Annotated in this window: 16 protein-coding genes, 2 pseudogenes and 1 riboswitch; of the genes and pseudogenes, 12 read left to right on the top strand and 6 right to left on the bottom strand. The window is 63.6% G+C overall.

Annotated features, from left to right (window positions below):
* The first annotated feature begins 92 nt into the window (after positions 1 to 92).
* From EJ066_RS04960 to serA, 3 genes are all read left to right on the top strand, one after another.
* The gene (locus EJ066_RS04960; RefSeq protein ID WP_126035454.1) at positions 93 to 857 is read left to right on the top strand and encodes an outer membrane protein; all 765 of its coding nucleotides are present in this window, start codon (positions 93 to 95) and stop codon (positions 855 to 857) included.
* A gap of 185 nt (positions 858 to 1042) precedes the next feature.
* The gene (locus EJ066_RS04955; protein ID WP_126035452.1) at positions 1043 to 2218 is read left to right on the top strand and encodes a phosphoserine transaminase; all 1176 of its coding nucleotides are present in this window, start codon (positions 1043 to 1045) and stop codon (positions 2216 to 2218) included.
* A 167-nt stretch (positions 2219 to 2385) separates the two neighbouring features.
* Entirely contained in the window at positions 2386 to 3984 is a 1599-nt protein-coding gene (serA, locus tag EJ066_RS04950) for a phosphoglycerate dehydrogenase (protein WP_126035450.1), read from the top strand.
* Positions 3985 to 4046: 62 nt separating this feature from the next.
* On the opposite strand, the pseudogene EJ066_RS04945 reads toward serA, so the two are convergent.
* Positions 4047 to 4936, bottom strand: a pseudogene (locus EJ066_RS04945) (DMT family transporter).
* Positions 4937 to 5256: 320 nt separating this feature from the next.
* On the opposite strand from EJ066_RS04945, the gene EJ066_RS04940 reads away from it, so the two are divergent.
* Together EJ066_RS04940 and EJ066_RS04935 are read left to right on the top strand one after the other, a co-directional pair.
* A complete protein-coding gene (locus tag EJ066_RS04940) occupies positions 5257 to 6555 on the top strand; it encodes an adenylosuccinate synthase (RefSeq protein WP_126035448.1) in 1299 nt (432 codons plus the stop codon).
* A 74-nt stretch (positions 6556 to 6629) separates the two neighbouring features.
* Positions 6630 to 8267, top strand: a complete 1638-nt coding sequence (locus tag EJ066_RS04935; RefSeq protein ID WP_126035446.1) for a hypothetical protein — start codon at positions 6630 to 6632, stop codon at positions 8265 to 8267.
* A gap of 38 nt (positions 8268 to 8305) precedes the next feature.
* Here EJ066_RS04935 and EJ066_RS04930 read toward each other — a convergent pair whose 3' ends face one another.
* From EJ066_RS04930 to EJ066_RS04915, 4 genes are read right to left on the bottom strand one after another with little or no spacing between them, the layout of a single operon-like run.
* Positions 8306 to 8605 carry a CcdB family protein gene (locus EJ066_RS04930; protein WP_126035444.1) on the bottom strand — a complete coding sequence of 100 codons (300 nt, stop codon included), beginning with the start codon at positions 8603 to 8605 and terminating at the stop codon, positions 8306 to 8308.
* A complete protein-coding gene (locus EJ066_RS04925) occupies positions 8605 to 8847 on the bottom strand; it encodes a type II toxin-antitoxin system CcdA family antitoxin (protein WP_126035442.1) in 243 nt (80 codons plus the stop codon). Before EJ066_RS04925 ends, EJ066_RS04930 begins: the two co-directional genes overlap by 1 nt.
* Before the next feature lie 43 nt (positions 8848 to 8890).
* Positions 8891 to 10765: an ABC-F family ATP-binding cassette domain-containing protein gene (locus EJ066_RS04920; RefSeq protein WP_126035441.1), complete on the bottom strand. Its 1875-nt coding sequence runs from the start codon at positions 10763 to 10765 to the stop codon at positions 8891 to 8893.
* A gap of 1 nt (position 10766) precedes the next feature.
* A complete protein-coding gene (locus tag EJ066_RS04915; protein WP_126035439.1) occupies positions 10767 to 11411 on the bottom strand; it encodes a thiamine diphosphokinase in 645 nt (214 codons plus the stop codon).
* A 101-nt stretch (positions 11412 to 11512) separates the two neighbouring features.
* Positions 11513 to 11627: riboswitch (TPP riboswitch) on the top strand.
* A 43-nt stretch (positions 11628 to 11670) separates the two neighbouring features.
* On the opposite strand from EJ066_RS04915, the gene thiB reads away from it, so the two are divergent.
* The 4 genes from thiB to EJ066_RS04895 all read left to right on the top strand — a co-directional run bounded on the left by thiB (position 11671) and on the right by EJ066_RS04895 (position 16974).
* Positions 11671 to 12681 (top strand): thiamine ABC transporter substrate binding subunit, encoded by a 1011-nt coding sequence (gene thiB / locus EJ066_RS04910; protein WP_126035437.1) that lies wholly within the window; start codon positions 11671 to 11673, stop codon positions 12679 to 12681.
* 180 nt (positions 12682 to 12861) lie between these two features.
* Positions 12862 to 14481 (top strand): thiamine/thiamine pyrophosphate ABC transporter permease, encoded by a 1620-nt coding sequence (gene thiP, locus EJ066_RS04905; RefSeq protein WP_126035435.1) that lies wholly within the window; start codon positions 12862 to 12864, stop codon positions 14479 to 14481.
* On the top strand, positions 14478 to 15251 hold the full coding sequence (thiQ, locus tag EJ066_RS04900; protein WP_126035433.1) for a thiamine ABC transporter ATP-binding protein: 774 nt from the start codon (positions 14478 to 14480) through the stop codon (positions 15249 to 15251). Before thiP ends, thiQ begins: the two co-directional genes overlap by 4 nt.
* Positions 15252 to 15567: 316 nt before the next feature.
* On the top strand, positions 15568 to 16974 hold the full coding sequence (locus EJ066_RS04895) for a M48 family metalloprotease (protein ID WP_245455183.1): 1407 nt from the start codon (positions 15568 to 15570) through the stop codon (positions 16972 to 16974).
* Between the two features lie 85 nt (positions 16975 to 17059).
* Here EJ066_RS04895 and EJ066_RS04885 read toward each other — a convergent pair whose 3' ends face one another.
* Positions 17060 to 17923: an RNA polymerase factor sigma-32 gene (locus EJ066_RS04885; RefSeq protein ID WP_126035428.1), complete on the bottom strand. Its 864-nt coding sequence runs from the start codon at positions 17921 to 17923 to the stop codon at positions 17060 to 17062.
* A gap of 331 nt (positions 17924 to 18254) precedes the next feature.
* Here EJ066_RS04885 and EJ066_RS04880 point away from each other — a divergent pair, with 331 nt between their 5' ends.
* The 3 genes and pseudogenes from EJ066_RS04880 to EJ066_RS04870 all read left to right on the top strand — a co-directional run bounded on the left by EJ066_RS04880 (position 18255) and on the right by EJ066_RS04870 (position 20655).
* On the top strand, positions 18255 to 19028 hold the full coding sequence (locus EJ066_RS04880; RefSeq protein ID WP_126035426.1) for an amino acid ABC transporter substrate-binding protein: 774 nt from the start codon (positions 18255 to 18257) through the stop codon (positions 19026 to 19028).
* A 177-nt stretch (positions 19029 to 19205) separates the two neighbouring features.
* Positions 19206 to 19885 (top strand): annotated as a pseudogene (locus EJ066_RS04875) (amino acid ABC transporter permease).
* A complete protein-coding gene (locus tag EJ066_RS04870; protein ID WP_126035424.1) occupies positions 19882 to 20655 on the top strand; it encodes an amino acid ABC transporter ATP-binding protein in 774 nt (257 codons plus the stop codon). Before EJ066_RS04875 ends, EJ066_RS04870 begins: the two are co-directional and overlap by 4 nt.
* Positions 20656 to 20709 lie beyond the last annotated feature (54 nt).

The raw sequence follows: 20709 nt of genomic DNA, 5'->3' as shown, positions 1-20709 counted from the left end.
ATCCTTAACCGCCACTTAACCACTATGGTTAACAATGCCTCTTGAAACGGCGCTCGCAATCGCGAATGGCGCCACCTTCGGGAGCCGGGGACATGACAGTCAAATCGCGCATAGCGCTGACGCTTGCAGCAATCGCCCTGATGCCGCTGCCGGAGGCGCTTGGCGCCGACTACGATCCGCCGATCTATGTCGATCAGGCGCCGGACTACGTGCCGGTCGAGGTCGGTTCGGGATGGTATCTGCGCGGCGATGTTTCCTATCTGCCGCAGAAGAGCTACGAAAATGAGGATTTCGCCTTCACGCCGGCGAGCTTCAGCAACCAAGAAGATCCCATCTTTGCCAGCATCGGCTTCGGCTACCATTTCAACGACTATCTGCGCGCCGATCTTAATTTCGGCTATCTGCCAGGCAACAAGATCGGCGTCGGCTATAATGATTCAGCGACTGCGGATCCGGCGACCGTGGCGTCCGGATCTCTGAAAAACTACGCGTTCTCAGGCATGCTCAATGGCTATGTCGATCTTGGCACCTATGTTGGGATCACGCCCTATCTCGGCGCGGGTATTGGCATCGTCCAGAGCAAGCGCAAGCTGTCGGCGAGCTATTTCACCGACAACGATGACCCCACCGACGATTTCGCTCTGCAGGACAACAAGACCCAATACTCCTTCGCCTATACGCTGAATGCGGGCCTTGCCTATCAAGTGTCCAAGAATGTTTCCGTCGATCTGGGCTATCAATATTTTTCCGCGCCCGATGCTGAATATGCCACCGCAGAGGACCTGGATTCGTATCCGATCCGCAAAGGGATCAGCAATCACCAAGTCAAGGTCGGGTTGCGTTACGACCTCTGGTAGGCACGGCGAAAGCCTAGGAATGGCAGCGGCGGGCTTCGGCCCGTCGTTCTGTTTTCGGCTGGTGCGCTATAGTGTCCTGCCAGCGACAAAAACTTTCCCCTTGACGCCTGAACCCTGAAAGCATATCGCCGTCCGTGGGTCACCCCTCCCCAACGAGGGGCCACTATCTGGAAGGATAGACCACGATGACGACGCATACGAAGCCCGGACTCCGTCCGGCAAATCCCAATTTTTCCTCAGGTCCCTGTGCAAAACGCCCCGGCTGGTCGGTGGAGGCGTTGACCAATGCCGCGCTCGGACGTTCGCACCGCGCCAAGATCGGCAAGACCAAGCTCGAACAGGCGATCGAGCTGACGCGGGAGATCCTTCAGGTTCCGGCAGACTATCGCATCGGCATCGTACCGGCGTCGGACACCGGCGCGGTCGAGATGGCGCTGTGGTCGCTGCTCGGCGAGCGCGGCGTCGACATGGTCGCCTGGGAGAGTTTCGGTTCCGGCTGGGTCACCGATGTGGTCAAGCAGCTGAAGCTCGCCGACGTGCGCAGGATCGAAGCCGGCTACGGCGCATTGCCAGATCTGACAAAAATCGACTTCGACCGCGATGTGGTCTTCACATGGAACGGCACGACATCAGGCGTGCGCGTGCCGAACGGCGATTTCATCCCGGCTGCTCGCAGGGGCCTGACCATCTGCGACGCCACTTCTGCTGCCTTTGCACAAAGCCTCGATTTCCAGAAGCTCGATGTCGTCACCTTTTCCTGGCAGAAGGTGCTGGGCGGCGAAGGTGCGCACGGCATGCTGATCCTCAGCCCGCGCGCCGTGGAGCGGCTGGAAAGCTACAAGCCGGCCTGGCCGCTGCCGAAAATCTTCCGCCTGACGTCGGGCGGCAAACTCATCGAAGGCATCTTCAAGGGCGAGACCATCAACACGCCGTCGATGCTGTGCGTCGAGGACTATCTCGATGCGCTGCGTTGGGCGAAGTCGATCGGCGGGCTCAACGCGCTGATTGCCCGCGCTGACGCCAATGCCGCCGTTCTCGACGGTTTCGTCCGCAGATCCTCGTGGCTCGGTCATCTGGCCACCGATCCGGCGACGCGGTCGAACACGTCGGTCTGCCTTTCCTTCACCGACCCGGATGTCGCGGCGCTCGATGCCGACGGACAAGCGACGTTCGCCAAGGGCATTGTCTCGGCGCTCGACAAGGAAGGCGTCGCCTACGACATCGGCGCCTATCGCGACGCGCCGCCCGGCCTGCGCATCTGGTGCGGGGCGACGGTCGAGACTTCCGACCTCGAAGCGCTGCTGCCCTGGCTCGACTGGGCCTTTGCCGCGCAAAAGGCGTCGCTCAAGGCGGCCGCCTGACCCCTCCCCTTGAGGGGAGGGTGGCCCGAAAGGCTGGGTGGGGTCGCCTCCACCCAGCCCAACGACCCACCATCCAGAAAGATTCGGCCGCGTCCGGCCGCAACGACCCCACCCCGGCGCTTCGCGCCGCCCCCCTCAAGGGGGGCCAATCGCAAAGGTTCAAGCCCATGCCCCGTGTTCTCGTCTCAGACAAACTTTCTCCTACCGCCGTGCAGATCTTCAGGGATCGCGGCGTCGAGGTCGATTACTTGCCCGATCTTGGCAAGGACAAGGAAAAGCTCCTTGAGGTGATCGGCCAGTATGACGGCCTCGCCATCCGTTCGGCGACGAAAGTCACCGAAAAGCTGATCAACGCCGCCACCAGATTGAAGGTGGTCGGCCGCGCCGGCATCGGCGTCGACAATGTCGACATCCCGGCGGCGAGCCGCAAGGGCATCATCGTGATGAACACGCCCTTCGGCAATTCGATCACCACCGCCGAGCATGCCGTCGCGATGATCTTCGCGCTGGCCCGCCAGATACCTGAAGCCAATGCCTCGACCCATGCCGGCAAATGGGAAAAGAACCGCTTCATGGGCATCGAGATCACCGGCAAGACGCTGGGCATCATCGGCTGCGGCAATATCGGCTCGATCGTGGCCACGCGCGGCGTCGGCCTGAAGATGCACGTCATCGCGTTCGACCCATTCCTGTCGGACAGCCGCGCCGAGGAGCTCGGGGTCGAGAAGGTCGAACTCGACGAACTGTTCGCCCGCGCCGATTTCATCACCCTGCACACGCCGCTGACCGACAAGACGCGCAACATCATCGACGCCGCCGCGATCGCCAAAATGAAGACCGGCGTGCGCATCATCAACTGCGCCCGTGGCGGATTGATTGTCGAGGCCGACCTGATCGCAGCGCTGAAGAGCGGCAAGGTGGCGGGCGCCGGCATCGATGTGTTCGAGGTCGAACCGGCGGAGCACAGTGAGCTGTTCGGCATGGAGAATGTGGTGGCGACGCCGCATCTCGGCGCGTCGACCACCGAGGCGCAGGAGAATGTCGCCCTGCAGGTCGCCGAGCAGATGGCCGACTATCTGATCAAGGGCGCCGTTACCAATGCCATCAACATGCCGTCGATCACCGCGGAGGAGGCACCGCGCCTGAAGCCTTTCGTCAAGCTCGCCGAAGTGCTCGGCGCCTTTGTCGGCCAGGTCACCGAGGATCCGATCAAAGAGGTCGAGATCCTTTTCGACGGCTCGACCGCGACGATGAACACGCGCGCGCTGATCAGTGCCACACTTGCCGGGCTGATCCGGCCGCAGGTCTCCGATGTCAACATGGTGTCGGCGCCGATCATGGTTAAGGAGCGCGGCATCATCGTAGCCGAGGTCAAGCGCGACAAATCTGGCGTGTTCGACGGCTATATCAAGCTCACGGTCAAGACCGAGCACAAGACGCGTTCGATCGCCGGCACTTGCTTCTCGGACCACAAGCCGCGCTTCATCCAGATCAAGGGCATCAACCTCGACGCCGAGGTCGGCCAGCACATGCTTTACACGACCAACGCCGACGCGCCCGGCATCATCGGCCTGCTCGGCACGGTCTGTGGCGAGAACGGCGTCAACATCGCCAACTTCCAGCTCGGCCGCAACCGGCCTGGCGGCGACGCTATCGCGCTGCTCTATCTCGATGCGCCGTTTCCGGACAATGTGCTGGAACAGGTGCGGGCGCACAAGTCGATCGACTCCGCCAAGAGGCTGCATTTCGATGTAGGCGGCGCCTGATCTGAGATTTCCGAAAAGGGCAAATGAAAGGCGCGGCCTGGCCCGCGCCTTTTTGGTCTTGGCTATATCGCCACCTTCCTTCCGCTGTATTCTGCGAGGCCGATGCCGCCAAGCACCAGCACGAGAGCAAGGCCTTGAAAGAGCTGGAATGTCTCACCGACGATCAGCACCGAAAGCAGCGTTCCGAAGATCGGCACCAGGTTGATGAACAGGCCGGCCCGGTTGGCGCCGATCAGCTCGTTGCCCCTGATGTAGAAGAGCTGCGAGATGACAGAGGCGCCGATCGCGGTGTAGAACGCGATCGCCCAGCCGCGTGTATCGGGGACGATGACCTTGCCGGCGGCCACTTCCCACAGGAAGAAAGGTACAGAGGTGGCAAACGCTGCAATCGACAGCGCCAGCATCAGGCTCTGCCAGCGCATGGCCGGTTTCAGCCGCAGCCCGACCGAGTAGAGGCTGTAGCAAAGCACTGCGATCAGCATGATGGCGTCGCCGAAGTTGAGATCCAGCTTGAGAAGCTGGCGCAGATCGCCATGGCTGGCGGTCAGGGCGACGCCGATGATCGTCAGCACGACGCCGGCAATCTGCACCCGGTTCACACGCAGGCGAAACAGCACGAAATTGGCGAGGATGATCACGATCGGCATCGCCGCCTGCTCGATCGAGACGTTGATCGCCGTCGTGTAGTTGAGCGCCGTATAGAAGATCGCGTTGAAGAAGGTGAAGCCGCAAGCGCCGAGCCCGCCAAGCAGCAACCAATGCCTGCGCACCACCGGCCAGTCCTCGCGCAGCGTTCGCCAGCCGATCGGCAGCATGATCAGAACGGCCAGAAGCCAGCGCAGGAAGACCAGCGTCATCGGCGAAATGTGATCGACCGCCAGCTTGCCCGCCACGGAGTTGCCGCCCACAGCAAGGTGGTGAGCAGCAGGAACAGATAGGCGGTCCGATGCATGGCGACTTTCCAGCCGGGGAGGGCAGGCGAAGGGTATTTGCCGACCTATTGTGGTGACTTGCCCAAGTAAATGACGTCAAAGGCGAAAATTGTTGTGCCTGAGGGCGCTTTCGGCGGCAAAGAATGGTCGCGCTCGCCGGGTCTTGACGTTATAGAGCGACGTGCGTCCACTTGGACACGCAAAGTACGCGTCTCAAGACTTTGAAACTTCGTATCGTGTTTCCGAAAATCGATTCCGATTTTCGAGCCGATGCGATAGAAGCCTGTCGTTTCGAACCATTTCAAGCCGCCCTCGAGCGGCGCCTCAAGGGAAAAGAAACATGGCCAATGTGGTGGTCGTCGGCTCGCAATGGGGCGACGAGGGCAAAGGCAAGATCGTCGACTGGCTGTCGGAGCGCGCCGACGTCGTCGTGCGTTTTCAGGGCGGCCACAATGCCGGTCATACGCTGGTCGTCGACGGCAAGGTCTACAAGCTGTCGCTGCTGCCGTCCGGCGTGGTGCGGCAAGGCAAGCTGTCCATCATCGGCAATGGCGTCGTCTTCGATCCGCACGCCTTCGTCGCGGAAGTGGCGAAGTTAAAGGCGCAGGGTGTCGAGGTGACGCCGGAGCGCCTGAAAATAGCCGAAAACACCGCGCTTATCCTGTCGTTGCACCGGGAGCTGGACGGATTCCGCGAGGATGCCGCCTCCAATTCCGGAACGAAGATTGGCACGACCCGTCGTGGCATCGGTCCCGCTTACGAGGACAAGGTGGGCCGGCGCGCGGTCAGGGTGATGGATTTGGCGGATTTGGAGACGCTGCCCCTGAAGGTCGACAGGCTGCTCACGCATCACAATGCGCTGCGCCGCGGGCTCGGCCACGCCGAAGTCACGCATGAGGCGATCATGAATGAGCTGATTTCGGTCGCCGACGAGATCCTGCCTTATATGGACCGCGTCTGGAAGATCCTCGACGACAAGCGCCGCGCCGGCGAGCGCATCCTGTTCGAGGGCGCGCAAGGCACGCTGCTCGACATCGACCACGGCACCTATCCGTTCGTCACCTCGTCCAATACGGTCGCTGGCCAGGCCTCCGCCGGTTCCGGCGTCGGCCCGGGCGCCATCGGCTATGTGCTCGGCATCACCAAGGCGTACACGACGCGTGTCGGCGAAGGTCCGTTCCCGACCGAACAGAACAACGAGATCGGCGAGTTCCTGGGCACGCGGGGCCACGAGTTTGGCGTCGTCACCGGCCGCAAGCGCCGCTGCGGCTGGTTCGATGCCGTGCTGGTTCGCCAGGCCGTCGCCGTCAACGGCATCAAGGGCATCGCGCTGACCAAGCTCGACGTGCTCGACGGGCTGGACGAGATCAAGGTCTGCACCGGCTATCGGCTCGACGGCGAGACGATCGACTACCTGCCGGCCAGCCAGGGTGCGCAGGCGCGCGTCGAACCGGTCTACGAGACGCTGGAGGGCTGGAAAGGGACTACAGCCGGCGCCAGGAGCTGGAACGACCTGCCGGCCCAGGCCGTCAAATATGTCCGTCACATCGAGGAACTGATCGGCGCGCCGGTCGCACTCCTTTCCACCAGCCCGGAACGGGACGACACAATACTTGTGACCGATCCGTTTCAAGACTAGATTCTCAGCCGTTCCGGGCATCGCCGCCGATTTGCGGAGGCCGGCCCAGAAACGAAATGCAGGTCGACTGAAGCATGGTAGATTTTGTTGGTCCTCTGAAAAAGAAGCTCGGCGGGCTCAGCAACCCGACGCCGGAGGTGCGCGCGAGGGTCTATGACAAGGCTCGCTCCACCATCGCGGACAAGCTTGCCGAGCGTACGCCGCCGCTGACGCCTTCGGCCATTGCTCAGCATAAGCGTACCCTGGAAGACGCCATCGAAACCATCGAGCGGGAGTATGCCAAGCCTGCGCCGGCCTCCGATCCGCTGGCGGAGCTGGAGGACATCTTCTCCTCCATCGACCGCAACAAGAACCAGTCCAGCCATGTCCGGCAGCCGGTGAAGCCCGAGCCGGCATGGCAGCCGGCGCCAGCCGCCAAGGCGACGCCGAATTGGCAAAAACCGTCGTCCGTTGCTTCTCCTCCAGAGCGCGCCGATCCCGTGCCTTCGGAAGCGGATATTCCAGCGGCGGACGATAAGGGCGATGTCCTCAGGGGCGATGCTTTCAGCGACGATGTCTTTTCCAGCGACGGGCCAGCGCCGTCCGGTACCTTTCAGCGTCCGCGTCCGGCCGAGCGCAAGCGCAGCTATGGCGGACTGATCGCCGCTGTGGTCGCTTTGCTCGTTGTTGCCGGCGGCGGCTACGGCATCTGGCTGAACAAGGACGCGTTCAGCAGTATGCTGGGTCTCAACAGCACCGAGGTCGCAACGACCAAACCACTGGTGAAGCCGGCGGCCCCCGCCGACCCGGCTGCCGATGCCGACCCGGCTGCCGATGCCGCGGCAAGGCCCCCGGCTGAACCGGCTGCACCGGACACTGAGGGCACAAAGTTCACCCAGCGCCTGACGCCCGAAGGCGGTGAGGTCGATCCCGGCCCCGCTTCAGGACAAAGCAGCATCGGAGAGGGCGAATCCGTCGCAGCGCTGACCACGCCGCCGCCGGCCACTCCCGCGCCTGAAGCGCCGCCAGCCGGCGATGCGCAAGCCACGGACGAGCCCACCGCGCCGGGCGCGGCCCCGGCGGCAACACCGCCAGCCGAAGCAGCCCCGCCGGATACCGCGGGCCCGGCTGCGCCGACCCCGGGTGCCACACCGGCCGCGCCTGCGGAAACCGCGCTGGCGGTCGGCCAGAAGGCGATCTTCTATGAGGAGCGCACCAGCACCGCTCAGGGCTCGGCCGAGCCCGGCAGCATCGTCTGGTCGCTTGTGCAGGAATCGCCCGGCGGCAATCTGCCGCCCGAGCCGGCGATCCGCGCCGAGGCGAGCATCCCCGGCAAGGACGTGCAATTGCGCATGACCATCCGCCGCAACACCGACCAGACGCTGCCGGCCAGCCACATCATCGAGATGATCTTCCTGACGCCCGACGGCTTCGACGGTGGTGGCGTCGACAACATCCTGCGCGTCGCCATGAAGGGCTCTGAACAGGATGCAGGCAGTCCGCTGATCGGCATCCCGGCCAAGATCGCCGACGGCTTCTTCCTGGTCGCGCTCAACGACACCAAGGCGGACGAAAACGCCAACCTGACCCTGCTCCGGGGCCAGAACTGGATCGACGTGCCGGTCGTCTACAAGACCGGACGGCGGGCGCTGCTCACCATGGAAAAGGGCATTCCCGGCGAGAAGGTGTTCGATGAGGCGCTGAAGGCCTGGCAAGCGAAAACGGCGGGCTGAGGCTCGGCCCACCAGCCCAACGCTCCGCTCTCTTTGGCTCAGAAGCCCTGGAACAGCATGTCGAGTGCGGCCACGATGTCGTCGTGGTGCTTCGACAGATTGCCATCGGCCTGGCGTAGTTCGGTATCTGTTACGGCCGATATGAACTGGGTGACCATTAGATAGTCCTTCCCATCGATGACGAAGATCGGGTTCAGGCGGCGCCCCGGTACGGGCGCGCTATTGGGCGGCAACAGCGGTACGACGACGCGTGTGTTGAGATGTCCAAGAAGATCGCACTGAACGTCGAGTAGATAAGCATCGCCTTCGGCATTGTGGTAGAGATCGTAGCGCGCCATCAAAACAGCCGATATTTGGCCAATGGCAGTCCGTTGCGCCTTACATACTCATTTGAGCTTTCGATCGCTTCCCTGTTTTCCAGTAGCCAGCGCCGCGATTTCTCATCCGAAATCGCCTTTGCAATTCCCTGTTCGGCGGCGCGCGACATATTTATGCCGAGCGCTTTTGCCTCCTCGATCAGCTTTGAATCGATCGAGGTGTTGACGGACTTTCGCTGCGATTTCGGGATGGAATGAAGCATTGGATTCGCCCTGGATTATGCGCATAATATATGCCCATAGGGCTCAAATCGCAACGTTTTTCAGTCCTTTGCCATGGCCGCCGTGGGCCGAACGCTCCTTACCCTCCATCTCCTCGCGCAGCATCTCCAGTTCCAGCCACTCCTCCTCGAGCGCTGCCAGCGTGGCGCGCTCCTTGTCGAGGGCGGCGATGGTCTTCTGGAACGAGGCCGGGTCGCGCTCGTAATAGGCCGGGTCGGCGATGTTGTTCTCCAGCCGCGAAATCGAGACCGTCACCGCCTCGATCTTCTTCGGCAGCGATTCCAGCGCGAATTTCTGCTTGAACGACAGTTTCTTCGCCGGTCCTTTCGGCGCAGCCGCTTCGGTCCTGCCCGCCGCTGTCGCCTCGCCAGTCTCGGCCTTCGGCCGCGCCTTGCGATCATCGAGCCTGGTGCCGCCGCGCTGCGCCAGCATGTCGGAATAGCCGCCAGCATATTCGATCCAGCGGCCGCCGCCGTCCGGCGCGATCAGGCTGGTCACGGTGCGATCGAGGAAATCGCGGTCATGGCTGACCAGGATGACCGTGCCGGCAAAACCTGCGACCAATTCCTGCAGCAGTTCCAGCGTCTCCATGTCGAGGTCGTTGGTCGGCTCGTCGAGCACCAGCAGGTTTGCCGGCCGCGCCAGCACGCGGGCCAGCAGCAGCCGCGCTCGCTCGCCGCCCGAAAGCTCGCGCACCGGCGTGCGCGCCTGTTCCGGTTTGAACAGGAAGTCCTTCATGTAGGAGACGACGTGGCGCTGCTCGCCGTTGATGACAAGGTTCTCGCCGCGCCCATCGGTGAGATATTGTGTCAGCGTCTCTTGCGGATCGACCGCCTCGCGCTTCTGATCGAGCGTGGCGATCTCCAGATTGATGCCGAGCCGCACCGTGCCTGAGTCCGGCTTCAATTCGCCGGTCAGCATCTTCAGCAGCGTCGTCTTGCCGGCGCCGTTCGGCCCGACCAGGCCGACGCGGTCGCCGCGCTGGATGCGGGTCGAGAAGCCCTTGACCACCGTGAGGTCGCCAAAGCTCTTCTCGATGTTCTTGGCCTCGATGACGAGTTTGCCGGATTCGGCCGCGTCGCTGGCCACCATGGTCGCCGCGCCCTCGGCGCCCCGATGGCCACGAAAACGTTGGCGCATGGTCTGCAATTCGCCGAGCCGGCGCATGTTGCGCTTGCGTCGTGCCGTCACGCCGTAGCGCAGCCAGTGCTCCTCGCGCACGATCTGGCGGCCAAGCTTGTGCTGCTCGCGCTCCTCTTCCTCCAGCACCGTGTCGCGCCATTCCTCGAAATGGCCGAAGCCCTTGTCCAGCCTGCGGGTCTGGCCGCGATCGAGCCAGACGGTGGCGCGCGACACGCGTTCGAGGAAGCGGCGGTCGTGCGAGATGACGATCAGCGCGGAAGAGGTGCGGACAAGCTCCTCCTCCAGCCATTCGATGACCGAAAGGTCGAGATGGTTGGTCGGCTCATCGAGGAGGAGAATGTCGGGCTCCGGCGCCATGACGCGGGCAAGGGCGGCGCGGCGCGCCTCGCCGCCGGACAAGTCGTCCGGCCGGTCCTCGCCGGACAGGCCGAGATGTTCCATCAGATAGGTGGCGCGGTAGGGATCGTCGGCAGGTCCGAGTCCCGCCTCGACATAGGCGCGGACGCTGGCGAAACCGTCCATGTCGGGCATTTGCGGCAGGTAGCGCACCGTCGCAGAGGGCTGGCGGAACACCTCGCCGTCCTGCGGCTCGATCAATCCCGCTGCGATCTTGAGCAATGTCGACTTGCCCGAGCCGTTGCGGCCGACCAGGGCGATCTTGTCGCCGGCCGACGCTGTCAGTTCCGCTCCGTCGAGCAGCGGCGTGCCACCGAAGGTCAGTTTTATCCCGTCGAGATTGAGAAGCGGCGGCGCCATGTCAGCTTTCGGGTAAGGGAAAAGGATGGGCGAGCAACAGCGCGCGGCCGCTGTCCAGCGCGATTTCGAGCCGGCCCTTGACCTCGTTGGAAAGGGTCAGCGACGAGCCGAACGCCACCTCGACATGGTTCAGCGGCCATTTGGCGCCGGAGACGGTCAGGCCGGTAAGATCGGAGAAGTCGAGGATCGAAAACAGCGTGCCGTCGGCGTAGTCGAAGCCGGCCTTTCCGGGAAGCAAGGGGATGCCTTCCTGCGCCCCGCTGGTCAAAAGCACGTCCGTCCCGCTTTCCGCCAGTCGCAGGCTGAGCGCCAGATGCAGGAATGCGTGGTCGATGCGCCTGCCGCCGAACGCACCTGCGAGCACGAGGCTGGTCGCACCGCGTTCGAGCGCGGCGGCGATGGCCAGTTCGCCGTCGGTGCTGTCCTTTTCTGCCGGAAACACATGGCGGGGAACGGCGGTCAGATCGTCCGGCAAATCCGCCGGGACGGAATCGAAGTCGCCGACCCAGAGTTCCGGCGTCACGCCCAAAGTCCGGGCATGGCCGATGCCGGCATCGGCGGCGATGACGCGTGTGCCGGCGACCTGGCGGTCGAGCAGTGGTGTGCGGATAAGATCGCCGCCAAGCAGGATGGTGAATGCGCTCATATGCGTGGCCCTTACCAGCCCCGCTTGCGAAACGGAAGGCCGCGCCCGCGTGCCCGGCAAACTTCCGCTTGCGTCGCACTTGGGCCGGCCCTATGTGTCGAAACGCTCTAACGGGGTGCTGGACGCGATCTTCGCGGACCGGCTGAGAGGCAACGACGCCAACCCGCTGAACCTGATCCGGTTTGTACCGGCGGAGGGATTAGACGTTTCGGAAAACCCGACGCCTCAATTCCTTTCAATGCGAACGAAGGAGGCGCCGATGCGCACGCTTTTTTACTCTCTTGTCTCAGCAGTGCTCCTTGCGGCGTCCGTTCTCGCCGGCGGGCCGGCATCCGCGCAGGAGAAGCTCACCGTCTACACGTATGAGAGCTTTACCGCCGACTGGGGTCCTGGCCCCGCGGTGAAGAAGGCCTTCGAGGCGGAATGCGGCTGTACTCTCGATTTTGTCGCGGTCGCTGACGGTGTAGCGCTGCTCAACCGCGTCAAGCTGGAAGGGGCCGCCACCAAGGCCGATATCGTGCTCGGCCTCGACACCAATCTGACGGCCGAAGCCAAGGCCACCGGCCTGTTTTCGCCGCATGGTGCGGTGACCGACGTCAATGTGCCGGGCGGCTGGAGCGACGATGTTTTCGTGCCGTTCGACTACGGTTATTTCGCCGTCGTCTACGACACCGAAAAGCTGAAAACCCCGCCGAAGAGCCTGAAGGAATTGGTCGAGGGCAATGCCGATGAGAAGATCGTCATCCAGGATCCGCGCACCTCGACGCCTGGTCTCGGCCTGCTGCTGTGGGTGAGGTCGGTCTATGGCGACAAGGCGCCGGAAGCCTGGGCCAAGCTCAAGGCGAAGGTGCTCACAGTGACGCCGGGCTGGAGCGAGGCCTACGGCCTATTCACCAAGGGCGAGGCGCCAATGGTGCTGTCCTACACCACATCGCCGGCCTATCACATGGTCGCCGAAAACACCGGGCGCTACCAGGCGGCGCCCTTCGAGGAGGGCGAGTATCTGCAGATCGAGGTGGCCGGCATCACCACCACGGGTGCCAAAAACCCGCTGGCAGAACAGTTCCTGACTTTCATGACCGGGCCGAAATTCCAGGATGTCATCCCCGAGACCAACTGGATGTTCCCGGCCGGCAAGACCGACAAGCCGCTCAATCCGGCCTTCGACAAGCTCGTCAAGCCGACCAGGACGTTGATGTTCAGCCCCGAAGAGGTCGCCGCCAACCGCAAGGCCTGGGTCGACGAATGGTTGTCGGTGATGAGCAAGTAGTCTTTGCAGGCAAATCTCGTGAGATGACCGCTCTACGGCGCCCCCCTCTGTCCTGCCGGACATCTCCCGCCAATCTCCCCCCTTGTGGGGGAGATGTCCGGCAGGACAGAGGGGGGCGCGAAGGAACGCGACGTTCGTTAGACACCAGTCAAAGAACGGTCCCGTGTCAGGTGGTCCAGAGTGCCGCACGCACCCCCTCCTGACTCTCGCGTCATCGCCGGCATCATCGCGCTTGACGCTATTGCGCTGCTGATCGGCGGAGCGTTCGCCGGGCTCATCCTTGAAGGCACACGCGACCCGTCCGGCGCCGCTTCGGCCTTCGATTCCTACCTCTTGCGCGTCGCTCGTTTCACGCTGTGGCAGGCTTTGCTGTCGACGCTGCTTTCCGTCGTGCCGGCGCTGTTGGTTGCTCGGGCGCTGTCGCGGCATCCGCGCTTCTTTGGCCGCGACCTGATCCTGCAGCTCTTCGCCGTGCCGCTGGCGCTGCCGGCCATCGTCGCGGCGCTCGGCATTCTGGCCCTTTATGGCCGTGCCGGCTATTTCGCCGGCGTGCTCACCGCGATTGGAGGTCAGGGCTGGCCGGGCATATACGGCCTGTCCGGCATCCTCGTCGCCCATGTCTTCTTCAATCTGCCGCTGGCTACGCGATTGTTCCTTGAAGCACTGGGGACAGTGCCGGCCGACCAGTGGCGATTGGCGAGCCAGCTCGGCATGGGCGCCAGGCCTGCCTTCCGGCTGATCGAATGGCCGACGCTGCGCGCGGCACTGCCGGGGGTCGCCGGGCTTGTCTTCATGCTCTGCATCACGTCCTTCACCATCGTGCTGACGCTGGGCGGCGGGCCGCGCGCGACGACACTGGAGGTCGCCATCTACCAGGCGCTGCGTTTCGATTTCGATCCTGCCCGCGCGGTGACGCTGACGCTGTTGCAGATCGTGCTGACCTTCGTCGTGGTGCTGGCATTGATGCGGCTCGGCGCCAACACTGTCGGCGACGCCAACCTGCCGGTGGCGCCGCGCCGATATCTTTCGCCAGGCATCGCCGAGACCGTGCTGAACGCCGCATTGATCGTTCTGGCATTGCTGTTCGTCGCCGGGCCGATGGCGGCCACGGTGACGTCAGGCCTTGGCGCCGATCTCGGCCGGCTGGCGGGCGAGAGCGTGGTGCGGCAAGCGACGCTGACCAGCGCCGTGCTCGCCTTGCTGGCGGCGCTGCTTTCGGTGGCGCTGTCGCTGTCGCTCGTCATGGCACGGCGGGCGCTGGCCTTGAACCGTCGCGTCGGCGCCAGGACGCTACTCGAACACGCCACCGATACCGGCGCCGGCTTCGTGCTCGTCGTGCCGCCCATCGTCATCGGCGCCGGCTGGTTTCTGCTCCTGCGCACTGTCAGCGACGTCTTTGCCATCGCCCCTGTCATGGTCGTCACCGTCAACGCGGTGATGGCGATGCCGTTTGCCATCCGCGCCATCCGCCCCGGCTATGATGCGGCGAGCGAACGCCACGAACGGCTCTGTCTGCTGCTTGGCATTACGGGGTGGAACCGGTTCCGGCTGGTCGACTGGCCGCCGCTGCGGCGGCCGCTCGCCACCGGTTTCGCCTTTGCCATGGCGCTGTCGCTCGGCGATCTCGGCGTTATTGCCCTGTTCGGCAGCGATTCCCTGCAGACATTGCCTTATCTCCTGCTGGCGCGCATGGGCAGCTATCGCACGATGGACGCCGCAGGGCTGGCGTTGCTGCTCGGTCTGGTCTGTCTCGCGCTAGTCCTGGCCACGAACTGGCTGGGACGGGGAGAAAAACCATGACGCACGACAGCTCGGAAAACGGTACGGCCGTACGGCTGGAAAAGGTCTCGTTCAGTTATGGCGAAGCGCCGTTCTTATTCGATGTCGAGTTCGCCGCTTCGAAGATCACCGCCATCATGGGGCCGAGCGGCTCGGGAAAATCGACGCTGCTCAATCTGGTCGCCGGCTTCGAGACGCCGCGATCGGGCCGCGTGCTGATCAGCGGCGCCGATGTCGGCGCCAGACCACCTTCGGCGCGGCCGGTGTCGATGGTGTTCCAGGAGAACAATCTCTTTGCCCATCTTTCGGTCGAACGAAATGTCGGGCTAGGCCGCTCGCCGTCGCTCAGGCTGACCGAGACCGACCATGCTGCAGTCGCCGTGGCGCTCAAGCGCGTCGGCCTTGCCGGCAAGGAACAGCGCCTGCCGCGCGAATTGTCCGGCGGCGAGCGGCAGCGTGTCGCGCTCGCCCGCGTCCTGGTGCGCGACCGGCCGGTGCTCTTGCTCGATGAGCCCTTCGCCTCGCTCGGACCGGCCCTGCGCGACGACATGCTCGACCTGGTGGCTGGCGTCCATGCGGAGCGGCGCATGACGGTGCTGTTCGTCACGCACCAACCGGAAGATGCGCGCCGTATCGGCCAGGATATGGTGTTCCTGGACAATGGCACGGTTGTCGCGACGGGTGCCGCGGCCGATTTTTTCACCAAGGCTGGACCGGAAGCCTTCCGGCGCTATATCGGCGCAGGTTCGTTTGGCGGCGGATCACGAGATATTGCCCGGAAGCGGACATAATTTACGGTCAAACCGGCTACAGGCGATGTGGCGTTTGCTTGCCATGGTCAAAGTAGTGTGGCTAGGTCCTCCGATACTGGTCCGGCATAGGGTGTGATTTGCCACTACTTTGCCACGCATGCTGGTGGCGCGAAGGACGCTGTGGCAGTTTGATTTTGCGCATGATCTTTCTGAAAATCGATACCCGATTTTCGTGTCGTGTGCCGAGACCCGAAAGGAAGCTATTCTGCCGACCGGCACCGACAGAGTGAGAAGGAATCCGCTAGCGCGCTTCCTCGCGCTGGCCGGCTTTGCCGTGGCGCTGGCAAGCTGCCAGATGTTCACGCCTCCGGACGTTCAGGAATCCGGCTTCCAGCCTTCCAGCAAACCGATCACGGTCGACAACGTCGCCGCCAACAGCAGGCTCGCCGAAATGGCGAAGGCGCAGCATCCGCGCATCCTCGCCACCTATGGCGGCGAATATTCCGACCCCAAGCTCGAGCGGATGGTCGCCAAGGTCGTCGGCCGCCTGACCGTGGTGTCGGCCAACCCGACCCAAACCTACCGCATCACGATCCTCAATTCGCCCAACGTCAACGCTTTCGCATTGCCGGGCGGCTATCTCTACATCACGCGCGGCCTGTTAGCGCTGGCCAACGATTCGGCCGAGCTCGCCGCTGTCATCGCGCATGAGATGGGTCACGTCACTGCAAATCACGGGCTGCAACGCCAGCAATTGGAGGCCGAGGAAGGGCTGGCGACCAAGGTCGTCTCCGACGTGCTCGGCGACAACCCGACCGCCAAGGCGGCGCTGATCCGCGGCAAGCTGCGGCTTGCCCAGTTCTCGCGCAATCAGGAACTGGAGGCCGACGGCATCGGCATCAAGTCGATCGGCGAGGCGGGCTTCGATCCCTTTGCCGCCGGCCGCTTCCTGCAGTCAATGTCGGCCTATACCGACTTCCGCTCGATCAGCGGCGCCACCGACGCCAGCCTCGACTTCCTGGCGACGCACCCCAACACGCCGCAGCGCATCGATTTGGCGCAGCGCCATGCCCGCCAGTTCGGCGCGCCTGGGGTCGGCACGCGTGACCGTGACCCCTTTCTTGCCGGCATAGACGGGCTGCTTTACGGCGACACGCCGGATGAAGGCTATGTGCGCGGCGAAACCTTCCTGCATCCGGGCCTCGGCGTGTCGTTTTCGGTGCCTGACGGTTTCATCATCGACAACTCGGCCGCGGCGGTGACGGCGACCGGGCCGGGTGATATGGCGATTCGCTTCGATGGCGTTTCGATCGACAAGAGCCGCTCGCTGACCGACTATATCCGCAGCGGCTGGGTGGCCGGTCTCGACGAGAGCAGCGTGCGTCAGGAGACGATCAACGGCAACGAGGCGGCGACGGCGCATGCCAGCGCCGAGGGCTGGCAGTTCGACATCGCGGTGATCCGCGCCGGCGGCCAGGTCTACCGGCTGTTGACGGCGGCCCCTTCCGCCGCCACCTCGCTGGACGCGGTGGCCCGCTCGGTCAGCGGCTCCTTCCGCATCTTGAGCGCGGCCGAGAAAGCTGCACTGAAGCCGCTGCATATCCGCGTCGTCACGGTGCAGCCCGGCCAGACCATGGGTTCACTCGCCGCGCAGATGGTCGGCGTCGACAGCAAGCTCGACCTGTTCCGGGTGCTCAATGCGCTGTCGCCCGGCGCTGCCGTTTCGGCCGGCGACAAGGTCAAGATCATCACCGACAGATAAGGGTCTTTGTTCTTACGCAATTCCCTAGGGAAAGCGCTACGCGCTTTTCCCGGGAAAACCGGTTCCCACTTTTCCTGGAATTGCTCTAGGCGGCTGCCGCCAGAAACTCGGGGTTCTGCTTCACCAGCGCTATCTTGAGCTTTTCCATGGCGCGTGCCTCGATCTGGCGGACACGCTCCTTCGATATGCCGAGCGCCTCGCCGAGCGCTTCGAGCGTCGCGCCCTCGTCGCTCAGCCGGCGCTCCTCGATGATCCTGAGCTCGCGGGCATTGAGCGCGCCGAGCGCCGCTTTCAGCCAGAGAGAACGGCGTTCGACATCGATCGTGTCACCCACGACTTCGTCCGGCAAAGGATCGTCTGAAATGAGGAAATCCATCCGCTCGGTGGTGCCCGCATCGTCGGCGAGCGGCTGGTTGAGAGAGCTGTCTGGAGCCGAGAGGCGGGAATCCATCATCGCCACGTCGGCCTCGGAGACACCGAGCGCCGCCGACACCTCGCGGTAGAGCGAGGCATTCGAGATCGGCTCGGCGCCGTTCGCCAAGCGGGCGCGCAGGCGCCGCAAATTGAAGAACAGCGCCTTTTGCGCCGAGCTGGTGCCGCCGCGGACGATCGACCAGTTGCGCAGGATGTAATCCTGCATCGAGGCACGAATCCACCACGTCGCATAGGTCGAAAACCGGACCTCGCGCTCCGGTTCGAAACGGGCCGCCGCCTCAAGCAGGCCGACATGGCCCTCCTGGACCAGGTCGCCAAGGGGCAGGCCGTAGTGGCGGAACTTCGAGGCCATGGAAATGACCAGCCGCATATGCGCCATGGCGATTTGGTGCAGCGCCTGCTGGTCGTTGTCCTTCTTCCAGCGCAGCGCGAGAAGATGCTCCTCGTCGCGCTCGAGATAGGGGGCTTTCATCGCCGCACGGATCATGGTTCGCCCTGCCGTATCTTCCATCATGCCGCGCTCCTGTTCCGGGCGTTGTGGTGCGGTCGCTCGACCCTGAGCTGGCATCGTGGTTGAATTGGCGACGCCGCGCCCTACAACAGCCAAGAACGTGCCACGCGGGCGAATGGTTCCGCCGCCGATGTGGTGTGGATTGCACCCGCCCGAACGCTTGCCGCGGCGGCCGCTACGCGGTCGGGAGGTGTAAATCGGTGTGGTTTTGAGAATTGGATTTCAAAAAGGTGTCATTTTTGAAATCTGGTTTCTTATTTTGCTGACCTGCATCTGTCAGTTTCCGGCGCTCACAAATGCGCCGTACACCGGCCAAGGACGGGATCACAGAAAAATGAAATGGCTCAAATCGCTTATCGTCGCCGGAACACTGCAGGTTCTGGCCGTCACATCAGGCCATGCCGGCGCCAATCTCGATCAGATCAAGCAGACCGGCGTCTTCAAGATCGGCACGGAAGGCACCTATGCCCCCTTCACCTATCACGATGCCTCGGGCGCATTGGTCGGCTTCGATGTCGAGATCGCCCAGGCGATCGCCAAGCGCCTCGGCGTCGAGGCCGAATTCCTCGAAGGCAAATGGGATGGGCTGATCGCAGGCCTCGATGCCAAGCGCTATGACGCCGTCATCAACCAGGTCGGCATCACCGAGGCGCGCAAGGCCAAATACGATTTCTCCGATCCCTACATCGCTTCCAAGGCGGTGCTGATCGTGCGCGGCGACAATACCGACATCAAGGGCTTTGCCGACCTGAAGGGCAAGAAGGCGGCGCAGTCGCTGACCTCGAATTTCGGCAAGCTCGCCGAAACGAACGGCGCCGAGCTCGTCGGTACCGATGGTTTCGACCAGTCGATCCAGCTGCTTCTTACCGGCCGCGCCGACGCCACCATCAACGACAGCCTGTCCTTCCTCGACTTCAAGAAGCACAAGCCCGACGCCAATGTGAAGATCGCCGCGCAGGAAGAGAACGCCGATTATTCCGGCGTCATCGTGCGCAAGGGCGATCCGGAACTGGTCGCCGCCATCAACCAGGCGCTGGCCGACATCAAGGCCGACGGCACCTACAAGAAGATTGCCGACATCAATTTCGGCCAGGACGTTTCGAAGTAGGCGCATTTCACGGGACGGGCCGGTTGCCGGCCCGCATGGCAAGTATATCCGCATGGCAAGTATAGCGGCGAGCCGCCTTTGACGGCCGCCGCTTTTCGCGTGATATGACGACTGTATGGTAGCGCCTCGGTGCTGCCGAGGGCCGGTTTGGACGGCAATTTCGCAAGGGGGTTTTTCGTGCCGCACTGGCTGCAATTGATGTTGGACTCGTTGCCCACGCTGCTATGGGCGGCGCTGATCTTCACCGTGCCGCTGACGCTGCTGTCGTTCACATTGGGCCTCTTGGTCGGACTGGTCGCGGCGCTTGTCCGGCTGTTCGGCCCGAAGCCGTTGGTCGCCGTGGTCCGCTTCTATGTCTGGATCTTCCGCGGCACGCCGCTTCTGGTGCAGCTCTTCCTGATCTTCTACGGCCTACCCTCGGTCGGCATCCTGCTCGACGCTTTTTCAGCAGCGTTGATCGGTTTCACGCTCAACATCGGCGCCTATACATCGGAAATCATCCGCGCCGTCATCGGCTCGGTGCCGAAGGGGCAATGGGAGGCGGCCTATTCGATCGGCATGACCTGGAGCCAGGCGATGCGGCGCACCATATTGCCGCAGGCCGGCCGCGTCGCGGTGCCGCCGCTGTCCAACACCTTCATCTCGCTGGTCAAGGACACGTCGCTGGCCGCCGCCATCACCGTGCCGGAAATGTTCCAGGCGGCGCAGCGCATCGTGCCACCACCTATGAGCCGCTGATCCTCTATGTCGAGGCGGCTGTTCTCTACCTGGCGCTGAGCTCCGAGCTGTCGGCGTTGCAGACGCGGCTCGAAACGCGGCTCAACCGCTATGGCGGCTTCCTGGAGGCACGCTCATGATCGGCCTCACCGACATCGAGAAGCGTTTCGGCGACAATCTTGTGCTGAAGGGCGTGACGATCACCATCGAGGAGGGCAGCGTCACCGCCCTTGTCGGTCCCTCGGGCGGCGGAAAAAGCACGCTTCTGCGCTGCATCAACCTGCTCGAGATCCCGAGTTCGGGCACGGTGCGCATCGGCGACGACGCACTCGAATTCCACCCCGGCGGCAAGGTTTCCGCCAGGGCCATCCAGCGCCTGCGGCTGCAGACCGGCATGGTGTTCCAGAATTTCCAGCTGTTTCCGCATCGCACCGCGATCGAAAATGTCATGGAGGGGCTGGTGACGGTGCTGAAATGGCCGGGTGGGCGGGCGCACGAGCGGGCGCTTGCTCTGCTCGAAAAGGTCGGCATGGCGCACAAGGCCGATGCCTGGCCGGCGACGCTGTCAGGCGGCCAGCAGCAACGCGTGGCGATCGCGCGGGCGCTGGCGCCATCGCCGAAAGTGCTGCTGTGCGACGAGCCGACCTCGGCGCTCGACCCGGAACTGGCGCAGGAGGTGGTCGACGTTCTAGGCCAGCTCGCCAGCGAGGGCACCACCATGGTGATGGCGACGCATGACCTGCGCCTCGCCTCCAAGATCGCACAGGAAGTGGTGTTCCTCGACGCCGGCAGCATTGTCGAGAAAGGCCCGGCGGCGGTTCTGTTCAGCAATCCGGAGCGTCAGCGGACCAGGCGGTTCATCGCGACGCTGAAGCAAGAGGCGGAGAAGGAGGGCGGCGGCGAAGGGTAAGATATCCGCCTGTTCTGCCCGTCATGCACTTCATCGGATGATCGGCCCTAAAAC

The sequence above is a fragment of the Mesorhizobium sp. M9A.F.Ca.ET.002.03.1.2 genome, from assembly GCF_003952365.1.
Lineage (GTDB): Bacteria > Pseudomonadota > Alphaproteobacteria > Rhizobiales > Rhizobiaceae > Mesorhizobium.
Note: the sequence above shows the minus strand (reverse complement) of the source record. Positions and strands in the feature narration are given on the sequence as shown.